Source organism: Candidatus Dormiibacterota bacterium (genome assembly GCA_035635555.1).
Taxonomy (GTDB): Bacteria; Acidobacteriota; Polarisedimenticolia; order Gp22-AA2; family Gp22-AA2; genus Gp22-AA3.
Genome location: DASQAT010000044.1, coordinates 46,749 through 62,810, shown reverse-complemented (window position 1 = coordinate 62,810; position 16,062 = coordinate 46,749). Strand labels below are relative to the sequence as shown.

The following is a 16,062-nucleotide window of genomic DNA, read 5'->3' as shown; positions in this document are numbered from 1 at the left end:
CCTGGATGGTGCGGTACGGGGCGGCCTGGCTGCCGCAGCCGCTCGTGCAGGTGCTGTTGTCGTCCACGTACAGCGTGATCGCCCCGGCCGCCATCACCAGCCGCGCCACCACCCCCAGCGCGCACACCGCCAGCCCGCAGGCGACGAGCCTGACGGTGCGGGATCGGGTGTCAGTCCGCATGCGTGACGTTGCCTCTCCCACCCGTTCCCCGTGCGCGGCAGGGTGAGGACGTCACTGCGCGTTCGGTCGGGCGACCGAAACGCCTCCCTCCAGGCGTCCTGGCCACGGTCCCTCCGAAGATGAAGAGTCGGCTATCTGTGCGTAGAAGTTCTCGCCTTAAATACCGCCAAGTGACAGCTTGTCAAGCGATTTCGGTGCGACACTGGTAAGACGTGATTGTCCGCGTGCCCCGCGCAAAACGGGCATGATCGGCTCGCCATGTTCGCTCGCACGCGAAATGCATTGACAATCCTGACGGATCGCCGTAAATGATCTGTGGCCGCACAGGGTGTCCTGGGTTCCTTCCAGCGTAGAGACGGAGACGACGATGAAGAAAGTGCAGATTTCCATTTTCATGGCCGTGATTGCCTGGGCGGCGATGGCGCCGACACTTGCGGCGACTGCCAGGCCCGGTCCGGGTGTCACCGCGAGCGAACTCTCCCGCGATCTCTCGAGCGTTGCTCGGATGGCGGGAGCAAGCGAGGTTTCGAGGCGGCTCATCACCACGGATCTCGGAATGGGGGGGAATGCGCCTCTCACGGAGGGGCGCGCTGTCGCCATTCTCCAGATCGCCGGCTTCGCGGCGACGACATCCAGCCCCGATCGTCTCCTGACCCGCGATCAGGCCGATCTCCTGGTGCTGCAATTCCGTTCTGCTCTCGCTAGACCCGCGAGCAGGACAGGGTCGACCACAGAGAAGTCCGACCCGACTGACACTGTGGACTCATGCTTCGATCAGAAGACTCACGGTCTGTGCATGGACTGCTGCAAGGCTCTCGGTGGGGAGGCGAGTAGTTGCGCCAAGGCCTGCATGGTGATCAACAAGCCGAGCGCAAGCGAGCCGCTCCCCTGAAACGCCACCGGCGGCGCGCATTCACAGACCGCTTTCTCCGTGTCGGGGAAAATAACCCTGCTGCATAAAGTCACGGGACTCCCGCACACCGCGCTGTTGGCGAAATGGGCAACCCGAAAAACCTGCTTGACGTCAGAATTGTTTAGCCGTAGATTTCGGGGCGCTTTTGGCGAATTCTGCATTCATGGACGGTTAGGCGTGCCTGGAGTGATGCATAAGTATTGACATCGACTCAGTATCCATCTGAGGGGGGAGCCCACATGATGATGAGGAAGTCCTTGCTGGTCCTCACGGTCAGTGCCGTTGTGACCGTGGCCGCGTTCGCGGCGGCGAGCAGCGCCCAAAAATCCACCGTCACGGTGGGTGATTTTGCCGTGAAGGTGACAAAGGCGATCGGCCAGCCGGTGAGCACGCCGACCGCCGCCGTCGATTCCCTCAAGTCGCTCGGGGTGAAGATCGACGACGCGAACGCGAGATTGACTGAAGGGACGGCCGCCCGAATCCTCGCGGATCTGGGCCTGCGGGTCTCGACCGCGAACCCCGACAGTGCCGTCAGCTCGGGGAAGGCGGACCAGCTCGCGGCAGTTGTCGGTCTCGCCAGCAGCGCTTCCAGCATCAGTCCGGACACTGATTTCCCGACGCAGTGCCTGGACAACAAGAACCGCGGCAATTGCCAGGATTGCTGCAAGGCGGCTTTCGGCTGTGCCCCGAGTCCGGCCCTGTGTGATTTTGCTTCCGGCTGCGCCAAGTTCTGCAAACAGGTCATACCTCCGGGGCAGCAGAGTCCATCGGATCCTCAGCCCTAGTCCAGGCGTCATCGAACGAGACCGCGAGCGCCCCTCCCGGAGACGGGACGGGGCGCTCGACTTTTTTGGGCGGCGTCTGCATCGCCCCGTGCGAGAATATGGTTCCCATGATGCGCATCGGTCATGTCGTTCTCGACGAGCCCACCATCCTGGCCCCCATGGCCGGGATCACCGACCAGTATTTCCGCCTCATCCTGAAGCGGATCGGCGGAGTCGGCCTGGTGACCATGGAGTTCATCTCCTCGGAGGCGCTGACCCGGGGGAACGAGAAGACGCGCCACATGATGGAGTTTTCCGAGGAGGAGCGCCCTCTGGCCATTCAGATTTACGGCAGCGATCCCCAGCGTATGGCCGATGCCGCGGAATTCGTTCAGGCGCTCGGCGCGGACATCGTCGACATCAACATGGGCTGTCCCGCCAACAAGGTCCTCAAGGGGTGCGCCGGCGCTGCTCTGATGGGCGACCTCGGACTGGCACGGGACATCATCCGGACGGTGCGGCGACGCGTCACTCTACCGCTCACCGTCAAGTTCCGCGCGGGACTCGACGACGCCCGATCCAACTATCTCGAGCTCGGCCGGATTTGCGAATCGGAGGGTGTGGATGCCGTGGCCCTGCACGCGCGCACGGCGCGCCAGATGTTCAGCGGCAAGGCCGACTGGGGGCGTATCCGCAGGCTCAAGGAGGCGGTCCGGATCCCCGTGAGCGGCAACGGAGACGTGGAGGAGCCCGCCGACGCTCTCGCTCTTTGGGCAGCGACCGGCTGCGACGGCGTTATGATCGGTCGGGCGGCGATCAAAAATCCTTGGATCTTCCGACAAATCGCCGCGGCGCGGGCGGGAACCCTGCCCCGGCAGCCTTCGATCGAAGAGCGGCGCGAACTCATCCTGTACCACTTCTCGCTTCTGCGCGAGCGCGAAGAGGAGCGCTTCGCCCTGCACAAGATCCGCACCTTCACCGGCTGGTATACGCACGGCCTGCCCAACGGCCGGGTCCTGCGCCAGCGGATCAACAGCCTGGTCTCGGTCTCGGAGTTCATGGATGCGATCGAGGAGTTCTTCCAGGTCCTCGTCGCCGCCTGATCGCTACAGACTCTCCATCCTGCCGTACCACAATTTCAGGTGTGGAAACCCGGAGGAGATTTCGCTCCGGCCGGATCGGACCAGGCTGACGAGGAAGGCATACAGGGAGATGTCGGCCAGCCCGGGTCTGTTTCCGAACACGTGGGCGCGTTGCGAGAAAAGCTGCTCGAGATTCCGAAACTGCGTTTCGAGGTGCCGCTCGAGCTCGCGGCGCTCGGCGCCCTGCAGCGGGGCGCCCGAATCGGTCCGGTCCTCCAGGATCGAACGCAACAGGGGACCAAGGACCTCGTCGGCGTAGTCCTCGACGATCCAGGCAAGCGCCTGCTCGGCCGGATCGCCCGGAAGAATGGCCGTGTCGCCGTAGCGCGCTATGAGGTAGCGGAGGATGCGGGTGGAATCGGGGATGACGCGCTCTCCGTCGCACAGCACCGGAACGAGTCTCTGCCCGGAGACCTCTTCGACCCGGCTGCGATCACCGGGTTCGATGACCTCCGCTTCGTAGGGCAGCTTCATATGCCTGAGGGACAGCCTGACTTTCTCACAGAAGGGGCAGGCCTCGAAGTGGAGGAGCTTCAGCGACATGAGCCGTACCGGTCAGCCTCTGCTGAACGAGCGTCGCCACCAGCGCCGCTTTGGCTTCGCCTCGGCCTGTGCGTCCGCTGCGGCGCCGTCCGCCCCGACACGCGCGGCCGGGGGCGGCCCCGGGTCGATGTCCTGGGACGGTCGTGGGGAGTGGGGCGGCAATGCGGGCTCGGACCTCGGAGGTGCCGCTTCTTCCCGCCGGGACGAATCGGCGGAGCCGTTGCCACCCGGCGTCACGCCTCTCCGCTGTGTCCCGAATGCCGATCGGGCATCCCCCTGCGGTGATCCGGCCGGGCGCGTACCCGGGCCACCGCGTCCGCGATGTCGTCGGCGTCGGCGCCGTCTGTGATGCGGAGCGCCCTGGAGAGCGTCCGTCACAGGGAGCTCGGCCAAACGCGGCATCACCGGGCCGGCCGCGACTTCCGCGCGTGGCGGGGTCGGGAGGCTCCCCTCGTCATCGGGTCCCTCGGAATAGGCGGGAGCTTCGTCCTGCTCTCCGGAGCGCGCGTCGGATGCCCCGGGCGGGAGCGGCGCGCCGCCGCGCGCGGGCGGGGCCGTCATCATGGCTCCCTCGGGCCGCTGCGCCGCGTCCTGGGGAGGAGCGCTCATGGCGCCCGGCGTCTGGCGATGACGGCGACGCCGCCTGCGCCTTGACGGGCCCTCGGCCGCTTCGCGCGGAGGCTGGGGAGGGGCCGCGCTCTCCTGCGTCTCCGGGGGGCGCGGCAGGGGTTGCAGCGTGCCCGATACCAGCGCCTTGTCCACCGTGTCGGCGGTGACCATCGGCTGGACCTCCGGCTCCTCGCGGCGGACCTCCTCGATCTCGAACTGGCTGGCCTTCATGCGCGCTTCCGGCGCCACCTCGATCGACACCCTGTAGCGTCCCTCGAGTCGCGCGAGATCGTCCCGCTTCTGGTTGAGAAGGTGGAGGGCGACCTCCGGCGGCAGGAAGACCTTCACGCCCGAGATGTCACCCTTCACCACGCGCGCCTGAATCTTGCGGAAGGCGGCGCGCGCCGCGGCCTCGGGAGTTCGTACGGTGCCGTCCCCCTGGCAGGTCGGGCACTCCATGAACGATGAAGAGGCCTTGGTGGAACGGATGCGCTGGCGCGACACCTCCATCAGGCCGAGCTTGCTGATGCGCGTGACGTCGTAGCGCGCCTTGTCGCGCGACATGGCATCGGCGAACGCGCGCTCCGTCTGCCGGATGTGCTTGCTCGACTCCATGTCGATGAAATCGATGACGATGAGGCCGCCGATGTCGCGCAGGCGCAGCTGCCGGGCGATTTCTTCCGCCGCCTCCAGGTTGGTGCGCGTCGCGGTGTCCTCGCTGCTGGCCGACCGGATCGAGCGGGCGGAGTTCACGTCGATCGCGGTCAGCGCCTCGGTTTGATCGATGGAGATCGAGCCGCCCGACTTGAGCTGGACCGTACGCTTGTAGATGCGCTCGATCTGGTCTTCGACGTTGTGCTTCGTGAAGATCGGCTTGTCGCCGGTATAGAGCTTCACCACGTCCGCCTTGTCGGGCATGTGGGCCTCGAAGAACTTCCGGGCGCGCACGTAGGCGGGTTCGTCGTCGATCAGGACCTCCTCGATGTCGGAGGTGAAGTAGTCCCGGATGGTGCGGATCACGAGATCGCGCTCCTGGAAGATCAGCGCGGGAGGCTTCACCTGCTCGGCGGCGGTCTCGATGGTCCTCCAGAGCTCCAGAAGCGATTCGAGGTCTGCCTGGAGCTCACGGGGGCTCGTCTCCATGCCCGCAGTGCGCACGATCACGCCAAATCCGGAGGGCACCGTCAGCTCATCGAGAATTTTCCGCAGCCGCTCGCGCTGCTCGGCGCTCTCGATCTTCCGGGAGATGCCGGCGGCGTCGGCCCCCGGCATCAGGACGAGATACCGTCCCGGCAGGGAATAGTAGGTGCTCATGGTCGGGGGCTTGTTGCCGAAGGCGTCGCGGATGACCTGGACCAGGACCTCCATCCCCTTGTCGAGATGGCGGCTGATCCTCGCTCCCCGGCCCTTACCGGCCGCCTGGCCGCCGTTGCGGCTCGGATAGAGCTTGAAGTTGACCTCGTCGAGCGGCAGGAACCCGGCGCGCTCTCCTCCGTAGTTGACGAAGGCGGCCTCCAGGGCGGGGTTGATCCCTTCCACGACGACCTTGAAAATGTTCCCTTTGAGATGTTCTTTGCTGAGGGTCTCGATCTCGAAGACGTCGAGGACGCCGTTCTCGACGATCGCGACGCGGTTTTCCTCTTCCGCGGTCACGTTGACGAACATCGATTTTGGCATTGAATCTCCTCGCGCTCCCGTCCCCGGGGCCAGCCTCCTTGGCCGGTCATGTCCCGCGGTCAGCGCCTCGCGGCGGGCTCGACCGTGCCTGCCATGGGGCCGGCCTGGGAGCTCCACCACGAGGAGGGCAGTATAGCACCCTGCCCCGCATGCAAAGAAGATGGGGCCTCCGATTTCCCGGCGCAAGCCCGGGGCGGCCTCGGCCTCCCGGGGGGGCTCGGGTCCTGTGCTAGACTCGCGCGCATGCCGCGGGGCATGCGACTGGTCATCGTCGGGGCGGGGCCGATCGGGCTTGAAACGGCCCTCCTCGGGGCGCACCTGGGATACGAAGTCGCTGTTCTGGAGGTGGGACGGGTCGGGGAGAATCTCCGATCCTGGGGTCACGTTCGAATGTTCTCCCCGTGGGAGATGAACTGCTCCTCCCTGGGGCTGCGGGTCTTGAGGGGCGAAGGGGTGCGGCCATGCCGGGACGCCGGGACCGCCCCGACCGGGCGCCAATACCTGGCGGACTATCTCCTTCCTCTGGCGAAGAGCCGCCCCCTGCGCGGCGCCGTGCGGGAGCGCACCCGGGTTCTGGCCATCAGCCGCGACGCGACTCTCAAAGAGGACCTGCCCGGCAACGACGCGCGCGCCGTCCGGCCGTTCCGCATTCTCGCCGAGCGAGGAGGACGACAGGAGGTCCACGCGGCGGACGTCGTGATCGATGCCTCCGGCACGTGGGGGCAGATGAGACCGCTGGGCGACGGCGGCATTCCCGTCCCGGGAGAGAGCCAGGCGGCGTCGTTCATCGATCGCGGAATCCCGAACTTAGCGAGCCCCCGGGTCGCCGCCCTTTTCGCCGGCCGGACGACTCTCCTTGTGGGAGCCGGTCACTCGGCGGCCACATCCGCGGTCGCCCTGTCGGCGCTCGCCGCGCGGCATCCGCGCACCCGGGTCATCTGGGTCTTCAGGAGCACGCGGCGTCCGCTGTATGCGGGTGTTCCCGGCGAGCTCCTGCCCGCGCGCGGAGCCCTTTGCGCCGAGGCAAGCCGGCTGGCCGCGGGGCGCAACCCGCGATTCGAGGCGTGCCCGGGAAGCGTGGTCGAATCGATCCTCGTGAAGGGCGGGCGGGACCGGGGGCGCCTCGAGGTGTCTCTGCGGGGAGGAGGACGTCGGCGGCGGAAGATCGTCGATCGGATCATCGCCAACGTCGGGTCTACACCGGACTCGTCGATCCACTCCGAGCTCCAGGTCCACCTGTGCTACGCCACCTGCGGGCCAATCAAGCTCGCGGCCGTACTTCTGGGGAAGGGGGACGACTGCCTGGCGCAGCCCGCGCCTTCCGCCGACCTGCTCTCCCATCCCGAGCCGGATTTCTACATCATCGGCAGCAAGAGCTACGGTCGGAATGCGACCTTCCTGCTGCGCGCCGGCCTGGAGCAGGTCGACGCCGTGTTCGCGGGCCTTGCCCGTGGAGCGCGCCCCCTGCAGGACGCCGTCCCGTCGCCCGGGAGGCGTCGGACGGGCAGCTCCGGCGTTTCGGCGACCGGGCCGCGGAATTCGGGCCACCTCCCGGAGACGCGAGCGTGAACGGGGCGCCCGTCCCGGACGGGGGCGTTCCCTCCCACCCGCACGCCCCGATGCTCGCCCTGGACACGCTCTGGCTCTATGTGGCCGGCACGATCTGCAACCTGCGCTGCACGCATTGCTTCATCTCCTGCGCCCCCGACAATCACAGCCACGGCATGATGACGGTCGAGGAGACTCGCCGGCACCTGGACGATGCCAGAGCGCTCGGCGTCCGCGAGTACTACCTCACGGGAGGGGAGCCGTTCATGAATCGCGAGCTCCTGCCCATCCTCGAGGCGACGCTGCGCCAGGGGCCGGCGAACGTGCTGACCAACGGGCTGTTTCTCGATGCGAGCACCTGCCGGGCTCTGCGAGCGATCGCCGACGCTTCGGAATACTCGCTCGACGTCAGGGTGAGCCTGGACGGGTGGGGCCCCGAGGATCACGACCGGATCCGCGGCTCCGGGACGTTCAGGAGGGCCGTCCAGGGGATCCAGACTCTGGCCGCGCACCGTTTCCTTCCGGTCGTGACGGTCACCGAGGCGGCCGTCGGCGTCGGAGGGGGTGAGGGCCGGGCGCGGATGCTGGAGCTGTTGCGTTCTCTGGGTCTGGCGCGGCCCCGTGTCAAGGTGCTGCCGCTCTGGCGGATCGGCGCCGAGGCCGCGAGAGCGCGAGGCTACGAGATGTGGGAGCGTCTGTCGCCGGACACTGTGACACGCGAGGGTCTGGAGGCCCTGCAATGCAGCACGGGGAGGGCGGTGACGACGCGTGGAGTCTACGTCTGCCCGATCCTGGTCGAGGAACCCGGCGCCCGCCTCGGTGCCGGCTTGCGCGAAGCGATCCGGCCCTTCCCGCTCACGCACGGCGCCTGCCACACCTGCTACCTCACGGGCGTCACCTGTCGCACATGACTCAGTCCGGCCTGACCTCGTTCCCGGACAGGGCGGCCTTTTTCGGGGGCGTCTACAACAACTCCCCGGCGCTCGAGGCGGCGATACAGGACGCGCGTCACCGCGGTGCCGAGGTCCTCTTCTGTCTCGGCGATCTGGGAGGATTCGGTCCGCATCCGGAGAGGGTCCCGGCCCTTCTCCGGGAGCACGGCGTGACGGTGATCCAGGGAAATTACGAGGAGTCCGTCGGCCATGACAGAGACGATTGTCAGTGCGGGTACACGGACCCGCGCGACAACCGGTTCGCCCAGATCGCCTACGACTATACCCGGGCGAACACGCCGCGCGCGTTCAAGGAATGGTACCGGGAGCTCCCGCCCACCCACCGGATCGAGATGGGCGGTCGCAGAGTGCTGCTGTGCCACGGGTCGCCCCGCCGCCAGAACGAATTTCTGTGGCAGTCGACGTCCCCCGTGCCGTTTCTCGAGAAGCTGCTTCGCGATCACGGGGCGGACGTCATTCTGTGCACGCACACCGGGCTGCATTGGAGCCGGACCCTGCCCGGGGGTGGGCAGGTGATCAACGTCGGCGCTCTGGGACGGCCGGCCAACGACGGGGCGACGCACGTCTGGTACACCCTCCTGACGGCGGCCCGCACCGGAGCGACCGGCCGGTCGGGTCCCCTGGGCGTCGAGTTCGTCCCGGTCGTGTACGACCACGAACGACTGGCGCGCGACATGCGTGGGGAAGGACTCCCCGAGGAATTCGTGGAGACAATCCTCACGGGGTGGTGGACCACCTGCCTGGAGGTCCTGCCCGCCCGCGAGCGCGAATCCGGGCGCTTCTAATATAGAATCCGCCCCGCCGAACATCAGGGCACCTGAACGGAGGAGATGGATGGCAGAGGCAGCGCGCGCCGGCGGTCACCTCGTCGGATTCGCGCAGACGGCGCGCACGGATCGCTTCTGGGTCGGACCGCTCCTGACGATCCTCGGCCTGGGCGGCTTCGCGGTGTATGCGACGTGGGCCGCGTTCCAGGGGTCGTATTACTCGTACGCTTCGTATATCTCGCCGTTCTATTCACCCCCGCTGTTCATCGATCCGGCCGCCCCCGGCTCCGCCCCTCTCATGCATGCCTGGTTCGGCGCGTGGCCGGGGTGGTGGCCGTCGTTCCTTCCCGCCTCCCCCGCCTTCCTGATCCTCATCTTCCCGGGGGCGTTCCGGGCCACCTGCTACTATTATCGCAAGGCGTACTACCGCTCGTTCTTCGGAACGCCCCCGGGCTGCGCCGTCGGTCCGGTCCGGCGTGGTCGCTACCGGGGGGAGACCGGGCTCCTGGTGGTCCAGAACCTGCACCGCTACGCGCTTTATTTCGCCATCGCGTTCATCTTCATCCTGTACGTCGACGCCTACCAGGCCTTCTTCCGCGACGGGCGGATCGGAGTCGGGGTGGGAAGCGTGGTCCTGCTCGTGAACCCGACGCTCCTGGCGGCCTATACGTTTGGATGCCATTCCTGGCGCCACCTCGTGGGGGGGAGGCTCGACTGCTTCTCCTGCGAACGCGGCGGCCCCGTGCGCCACGGGATCTGGCGGGGCGCGTCGGCGCTCAACGCCCATCACATGCAGTGGGCATGGGTGAGTCTCTTCTGGGTCGCGTTCTCCGACCTGTACGTCCGCCTGCTCTCGATGGGCCTCATTCACGACATCAGCACCTGGGGCTAGCCGATGCTCGACGTGGCCGAGATACAGACCTTCGAGCACGACGTTCTGGTCATCGGCGCCGGCGGGGCGGGTCTGCGCGCCGCGATCGAATGCTCCGCGCGCGGCCTCAGCACCGGCCTGATGTGCAAGTCGCTCCTGGGCAAGGCCCACACCGTCATGGCCGAGGGGGGCGTGGCGGCGGCCCTCGGCAACGTCGACGGACGCGACAACTGGAAGGTGCACTTCCGAGACACCATGCGGGGCGGCAAGTTCCTCAACCAATGGCGCATGGCGGAGCTGCACGCCCGGGAAGCTCCCGACCGGGTGCGCGAGCTGGAGGAATGGGGAGCCGTGTTCGATCGCACCCGGGACGGCCTGATCAGCCAGCGGAATTTCGGCGGGCACCGCTATCCGCGCCTGGCGCACGTCGGTGACCGGACCGGCCTCGAAATCATCCGCACGCTCCAGGACCACGCGGTCCACAAGGGGTTCGGCGTCTACATGGAGTGCGCGGCCCTGCGGCTCCTGCTGGACGGAGGGCGTATCGCCGGTGTCCTGGGCTACTGGCGCGAATCCGGACGCTTCGTCCTGTTCAGGACCCGGGCGATCGTCCTGGCGACCGGCGGGGGAGGGCGGGCCTGGCGGATCACGTCCAACTCCTGGGAGTACTCCGGTGACGGCTATGCCATGGCCTACGAGGCGGGCGCCGATTTGATGGACATGGAGTTCACGCAGTTCCATCCCACCGGCATGGTGTGGCCGCCCTCGGTGCGCGGCATTCTCGTGACCGAGGGCGTGCGCGGGGACGGCGGCGTCCTTCTGAACAGCGCCAGGAAGCGCTTCATGTTCGATTACATCCCGGAGAAATTCGCCTCCGAGACCGCCGCCAGCGAAGAGGAGGCGAACCGCTGGCTCAAGGGAGACAAGACCGCGCGCCGGCCGCCCGAGCTCCTGACGCGCGACGTCGTGGCGCGTGCCATCACGAGGGAGGTCAATGAAGGCCGCGGCTCGCCGCACGGTGGTGTGTTCCTGGACATCGCCTCGCGCGTGCGGGGGGAGACGATCAAGAAGAAGCTCCCCTCCATGTACCATCAGTTCAAGGAGCTCGCCGAGGTGGACATCACGCGCGAGCCGATGGAAGTCGGGCCGACGCTGCACTACTTCATGGGGGGCATCCGTGTCGATTCCGACACCCAGATGTCCACCGTGCCGGGTCTGTTCGCCGCCGGAGAGGCCGCGGCGGGGATGCACGGCGCCAACCGGCTGGGGGGCAACTCGCTCTCCGACCTCCTCGTGTTCGGAAGGCTGTCGGGCATCGGCGCGGCGCAGTATGTCAAGGGTCTCGGGGCCGTGCCGCGGGTCCACGAAGACGAGGTGCGGGCAGCGGTGCGCGGGGCCACGGACATTCTGAATCGCGAGAGCGGCACGAATCCGTACGTCGTGCACGAGCAACTCCAGGAGATCATGGGTCGATACGTCGGGATCGTCCGCGCGGAAAGCGAGCTCCGGACCGCGCTCGAGGAGCTCGAAAAGCTGAAGGCCGAGGCCGCGAAAGTGAAGGCTGCCGGCGCGGCCCAGTACAACGCCGGATGGCACGAGGCGCTCGACCTGAAGTCGCTCCTGATCACCGCGGAGGCGGTCACTCGCGCCGCGCTCGTGAGGCAGGAGAGCAGGGGGGCGCATACCCGCGTCGATTATCCCGGCGAGCGCGACGAGTGGCAGAAGGCGAATGTCGTCGTGCTGAGGGGCGGCGACGGACGCATGGAGACGCGGGTCGTGGACCGGCAGGAGCCGCCGAAGGAGCTGGCCGCGATCGCCTTCGCCAAGATCGAGGACCTGGAGGCCGGACGTGCCTGAGCGCACCTTTCGAGTCTGGCGCGGCACGGCGGCGGGCGGTGCGTTCGTCGAGTATGGCGTGGACGTCGATCCCGGCATGGTCGTCCTGGACGTCCTGCACCGGATCCAGGCGAGACTCGCCAACGACCTGGCAGTGCGGTGGAACTGCAAGGCGGGGAAGTGCGGGTCCTGCAGCATGGAGATCAACGGGAAGCCGAAGCTCGCCTGCATGACGCGCATGAACCAGTACTCCGCCACCGAGATCATCACCGTGCAGCCGATGAAGACCTTCCCGGTCGTCAAGGATCTGGTGACGGACGTCTCCTGGAATTACGAGCAGAACAAGCGGATCCCGCCGTTCCGGCCGCGGCCGGGAGCCACCTCGGGGCCGTACCGCATGATGCAGGAGGACGTGGACCGGGTGCAGGAGTTCCGCAAGTGCATCGAGTGCTACCTGTGCCAGGACGTCTGCCATGTCCTGCGCGACCAGTCGTGCAAGGACGCCTTCGTCGGGCCGCGCTTCATGATTCGACTGGCGTCTCTCGAGATGCACCCGCTCGACACGGACGACAGGATCCCCGCGATCCGACGGGAGTTCGGGTCGGGCCTCTGCAACATCACGCGCTGCTGCACCGAGGTCTGCCCCGAGCACATCCAGATCACCGACAATGGCATCATCCCGCTCAAGGAACGGGTGGCGGACCGCTATTTCGATCCGCTCCTTGGGCTGGTCCGAAAGCTCCTCAGGAGGTAGAGACATGCCGCGAGCCAAGCAGTTGACCGTCCAACTCGCCAACAAGCCCGGGACCCTCTCCCAGGTCGCCCAGTCCCTCGGCAAGGCCCGGGTGAACATGCGCGCCCTGGCGGTTTTCGAGGGACGCGCCAAGATCATCGCCGACGATCCGGCGAAGGGCAGGGAGGCGCTGCAGAAAGAGGGGTTGTACGCTTCGATCGAAGACTGCCTGACCGTGGACATGGCGGACCAGCCCGGCTCGCTCGGAGACATCTGCTCCCGCCTCTCGGGAGCCGGAATCAACATCGACTACGCCTACACCGGCATCACCCAGACGCCCGGCAAGGCGATCGTCGTCATGGTCGTGAGCGATCTGGACAAGGCGGCGAAGATCGTCGGCTGACGGGAAGCCGTCGCGACCCTGCGGCCCTTCGCGGTGAGGCGCCGCCGGATGGTCGCTCAGTCTTCCTGGTATCTCTGCTTCAGCGCCTGGATGACGGCGGGATCGGCGAGGGTCGTCGTGTCGCCGAGGGCGCGGCCCTCGGCGATGTCCTTGAGAAGCCGGCGCATGATCTTCCCCGAACGTGTCTTGGGAAGCTCGGCGGCAAACACGATGTCGTCGGGGCGCGCCAGGGCGCCGATCTTGTGCACGACGTGGGCCTTCAGCTCGGCCACCAGACCGGCCTCGGCGGCGATTCCTTCCTTCAGAGTGACGAACGCGGCCAGCGCCTGGCCCTTGAGGTCGTGGGTCTTGCCCACGACGGCCGCCTCCGCCACCGCGGGATGGTCGACCAGGGCGCTCTCCACCTCCATGGTGCCGATGCGATGACCCGCGACGTTCAGGACATCATCCACGCGTCCGAGGAGCCAGAAGTAGCCCTGACGGTCCCGCTTCGCGCCGTCTCCCGGGAAGTAGGTCTTCGTATTCCACTTGGACCAGTATTGACTCACATAGCGGTCCGGATCCCCGAAAATCGTCTGCAGCATCGCCGGCCAGGGGCGGGTGATCGCCAGATAACCCCCTCCATTCCTCACGACCCGGCCGCGATCATCCAGGACCTCGGCCGAGACGCCGGGGAAGGGGTGGGTCGCGGAGCCGGGCTTGGTCACGGTGATCCCGGGAAGCGGCGTGATCATGATCATGCCGGTCTCCGTCTGCCACCAGGTGTCGACGATCGGGCAGCGCCCGCCGCCGATGGATCTGTGGTACCAGATCCAGGCCTCCGGGTTGATCGGCTCGCCCACGGTGCCGAGAAGCCGCAGCGAGGCAAGATTGAACTTCTCCGGCCACTCGACGCCCCAGCGCATGAAGGCGCGGATCGCCGTCGGCGCCGTGTAGAGGATGGTGACGCCGTATTTCTCGCAGATTTGCCAGAACCGTCCGCGATCAGGCCAGTCCGGGGCGCCCTCGTACATCAGGACCGTCGCGCCGTTGGACAGAGGGCCGTAGACCACGTAAGAGTGCCCGGTGACCCAGCCGATATCCGCCGTGCACCAGTAGACGTCCTCCGGCTTCAGGTCGAAGACCATGCGCGTCGTGGTGTGCACGCCGACCATGTATCCGCCGGTGGCGTGCACGATCCCCTTCGGCTTGCCTGTGGTCCCCGAGGTATAGAGAATGTACAGCATGTCCTCGGAGTCCATCGGCTCCGGAGGACAGACGGCGGAGCGACCGCGCATCAGGTCGTGCCACCACTGATCCCGCCCCTCCTTCATCAGCACCGGGAAGCCGCCGCGTCGTACGACCACCACGTGTCGGATGCTGGGCGTGCCGAGGAGCGCCTGATCCGCGAATGTCTTGAGCGGTACCTCGGTGCCGCGGCGGAAGCCGCCGTCGGCCGTCACCAGGACCGTGGCCTTCGCGTCGTTGATGCGTTCCTTGAGGGACTCGGCCGAGAATCCGCCGAACACGACGCTGTGAACCGCTCCGATCCGCGCGCAGGCCAGCATCGCGATCGCCAGCTCCGGCACGAGCGGCATGTAGAGCGTGACCCTGTCCCCCTTCTTCACGCCGAGGTCCTTGAGGACGTTCGCGAAACGGCAGGTCTCGCGGAAGAGTTGCGCATACGTCAGGGTGCGCTCCTCGCCCGGCTCGCCTTCCCAGAGGATCGCGGCCTTGTTCCCTACAGCCGTGCCGATGTGGCGATCGAGGCAATTGACGCTGGCGTTCAGCTTCCCCCCGACGAACCAGCGGGCGCGCGGGGGATTCCAGGCCAGGACCTTCTTCCAGGGTTTGAGCCAGACGATGTCCCTGGCGCAGGCGGCCCAGAATGCCTCGGGATCGCGGTCCGCCTTGCTGTAGAGGGACTTGTCCCGGACGACAGCACTCCGCCTGAATGCGGCGGCGGGACGGAACACCCTCTCCTCGCGGAGCAGGACGTCGATGCTGGACTCGGCCCTGGAATCCGGGGTCTTGCGCGGCACCGTGCACCTCGCCGTGGGAGTGTCGAAGCAGGGGCGAGACTATAGCCAATGCGGATCCGGAGTGTCAAACCCGCGCGGCGCTCGCCGAAGCCGGGTCGCCGCGCATTTGGTAGGATCACGCGCCGGAAGAGGACGATCATTCCGTCGCGGGAGGTCACGTGACCGTGCTGAACTACCTGATCTCGCGGGCGCTGCCGTTCGTGCCGCGCCCCGTCGTGAGGACCTTCTCCCTGCGCTACATCGCCGGCGATTCCCTCGAGGAGGCGGTGCGCGTGCTGCGCGTGCTGAACGGCGCGGGCTGCATGGCGACGCTGGACGTCCTCGGCGAGGAGGTGGACCGGCGCGATCTCGCGGATGCGGCGGTGAGAGAGTACCAGCGCGCCCTGAGCGTCATCCATCATGAAAGGCTCGACTCGAACGTCTCGATCAAGCTGACCCAGCTGGGCCTCAAGATTGATTTCGAGTTCTGCCTCGCGAATGTCCGTGCGCTCGTCCGGGCGGCAAGCGATCAGGGGAACTTCGTGCGGATCGACATGGAGGACTCGAGCTGCACGACACCGACGCTCGATCTGTATCGGAGGTTGAGGGGGGAGGGGCTCGACAACGTGGGGGTGGTCCTGCAGGCGTGCCTGCGACGAACTCTCGAGGACGCCCGGAGTCTGCCGGGGGGCTCCAATGTCCGGCTCTGCAAGGGGATCTACGTCGAGCCCAGGACGATCGCCTATCGAAACCGGGGGGTCGTCAACAAGAATTACGCGCGCGTTCTCGAGGACATGATCGAGCGCGGGCATTATGTGGGAATCGCCACGCATGACGAGGATCTGGTCTGGGAGGCCATCCGTCTCATCGACGAGAAGCGTCTGGCGCGCGACCGCTACGAATTCCAGATGCTCCTGGGGGTGGACGAAGAGCTGCGCGGTCTCATCCGAAAAGCCGGCCACCGCATGCGCGTGTACGTTCCCTACGGTCCGCACTGGTATGCCTACTCGGTGCGGCGCCTGAAGGAGAACCCGAGCATCGCGGGTTACGTCGTCGCCAACCTGCTCGGACGGCGCGCCGGGGCCCCCTGAGACCCCGGGTGCCGCCACGCGGGACGCGGGC

15 protein-coding genes are annotated in these 16,062 nt (G+C 67.1%); 10 read left to right on the top strand and 5 right to left on the bottom strand.

Features of this window, described 5'->3' with window-relative positions:
* The coding region (locus tag VEW47_12595) for a hypothetical protein (protein HYS06024.1) at window positions 1-181 on the bottom strand (181 nt) is incomplete at its 3' end.
* A gap of 156 nt (window positions 182-337) precedes the next feature.
* On the bottom strand, window positions 338-721 hold the full coding sequence (locus VEW47_12590) for a hypothetical protein (GenBank protein ID HYS06023.1): 384 nt from the start codon (window positions 719-721) through the stop codon (window positions 338-340).
* 612 nt (window positions 722-1,333) lie between these two features.
* On the opposite strand from VEW47_12590, the gene VEW47_12585 reads away from it, so the two are divergent.
* Complete coding sequence (locus VEW47_12585) at window positions 1,334-1,879, top strand: hypothetical protein (protein ID HYS06022.1); 546 nt, start codon at window positions 1,334-1,336, stop codon at window positions 1,877-1,879.
* Between the two features lie 107 nt (window positions 1,880-1,986).
* Entirely contained in the window at window positions 1,987-2,961 is a 975-nt protein-coding gene (gene dusB, locus VEW47_12580) for a tRNA dihydrouridine synthase DusB (protein HYS06021.1), read from the top strand.
* A 3-nt stretch (window positions 2,962-2,964) separates the two neighbouring features.
* On the opposite strand, the gene VEW47_12575 is transcribed toward dusB, so the two are convergent.
* Together VEW47_12575 and VEW47_12570 are read right to left on the bottom strand one after the other, a co-directional pair.
* The gene (locus VEW47_12575) at window positions 2,965-3,543 is read right to left on the bottom strand and encodes a glutathione S-transferase family protein (GenBank protein ID HYS06020.1); all 579 of its coding nucleotides are present in this window, start codon (window positions 3,541-3,543) and stop codon (window positions 2,965-2,967) included.
* A gap of 12 nt (window positions 3,544-3,555) precedes the next feature.
* Window positions 3,556-5,829, bottom strand: coding sequence for an Rne/Rng family ribonuclease (locus VEW47_12570; protein ID HYS06019.1), 2,274 nt, complete (start codon window positions 5,827-5,829; stop codon window positions 3,556-3,558).
* 255 nt (window positions 5,830-6,084) lie between these two features.
* On the opposite strand from VEW47_12570, the gene VEW47_12565 reads away from it, so the two are divergent.
* The 7 genes from VEW47_12565 to VEW47_12535 are packed head-to-tail and all read left to right on the top strand — an operon-like array spanning window position 6,085 to window position 12,940.
* Entirely contained in the window at window positions 6,085-7,398 is a 1,314-nt protein-coding gene (locus VEW47_12565; protein HYS06018.1) for an NAD(P)-binding domain-containing protein, read from the top strand.
* The gene (locus tag VEW47_12560) at window positions 7,395-8,288 is read left to right on the top strand and encodes a radical SAM protein (protein HYS06017.1); all 894 of its coding nucleotides are present in this window, start codon (window positions 7,395-7,397) and stop codon (window positions 8,286-8,288) included. The genes VEW47_12565 and VEW47_12560 overlap by 4 nt, the downstream gene beginning before the upstream one ends.
* Window positions 8,285-9,115, top strand: coding sequence for a metallophosphoesterase family protein (locus VEW47_12555; protein ID HYS06016.1), 831 nt, complete (start codon window positions 8,285-8,287; stop codon window positions 9,113-9,115). Before VEW47_12560 ends, VEW47_12555 begins: the two co-directional genes overlap by 4 nt.
* Window positions 9,116-9,164: 49 nt before the next feature.
* Entirely contained in the window at window positions 9,165-9,989 is an 825-nt protein-coding gene (locus tag VEW47_12550; GenBank protein ID HYS06015.1) for a succinate dehydrogenase, read from the top strand.
* Window positions 9,990-9,992: 3 nt separating this feature from the next.
* Entirely contained in the window at window positions 9,993-11,825 is a 1,833-nt protein-coding gene (locus tag VEW47_12545; GenBank protein HYS06014.1) for a fumarate reductase/succinate dehydrogenase flavoprotein subunit, read from the top strand.
* Window positions 11,818-12,558 carry a succinate dehydrogenase/fumarate reductase iron-sulfur subunit gene (locus VEW47_12540; GenBank protein ID HYS06013.1) on the top strand — a complete coding sequence of 247 codons (741 nt, stop codon included), beginning with the start codon at window positions 11,818-11,820 and terminating at the stop codon, window positions 12,556-12,558. Before VEW47_12545 ends, VEW47_12540 begins: the two co-directional genes overlap by 8 nt.
* 4 nt (window positions 12,559-12,562) lie before the next feature.
* A complete protein-coding gene (locus VEW47_12535; GenBank protein ID HYS06012.1) occupies window positions 12,563-12,940 on the top strand; it encodes an ACT domain-containing protein in 378 nt (125 codons plus the stop codon).
* Window positions 12,941-12,996: 56 nt separating this feature from the next.
* Here VEW47_12535 and acs read toward each other — a convergent pair whose 3' ends face one another.
* On the bottom strand, window positions 12,997-14,961 hold the full coding sequence (gene acs / locus VEW47_12530; protein ID HYS06011.1) for an acetate--CoA ligase: 1,965 nt from the start codon (window positions 14,959-14,961) through the stop codon (window positions 12,997-12,999).
* A gap of 158 nt (window positions 14,962-15,119) precedes the next feature.
* Here acs and VEW47_12525 point away from each other — a divergent pair, with 158 nt between their 5' ends.
* Window positions 15,120-16,031, top strand: coding sequence for a proline dehydrogenase family protein (locus VEW47_12525; GenBank protein ID HYS06010.1), 912 nt, complete (start codon window positions 15,120-15,122; stop codon window positions 16,029-16,031).
* Window positions 16,032-16,062 lie beyond the last annotated feature (31 nt).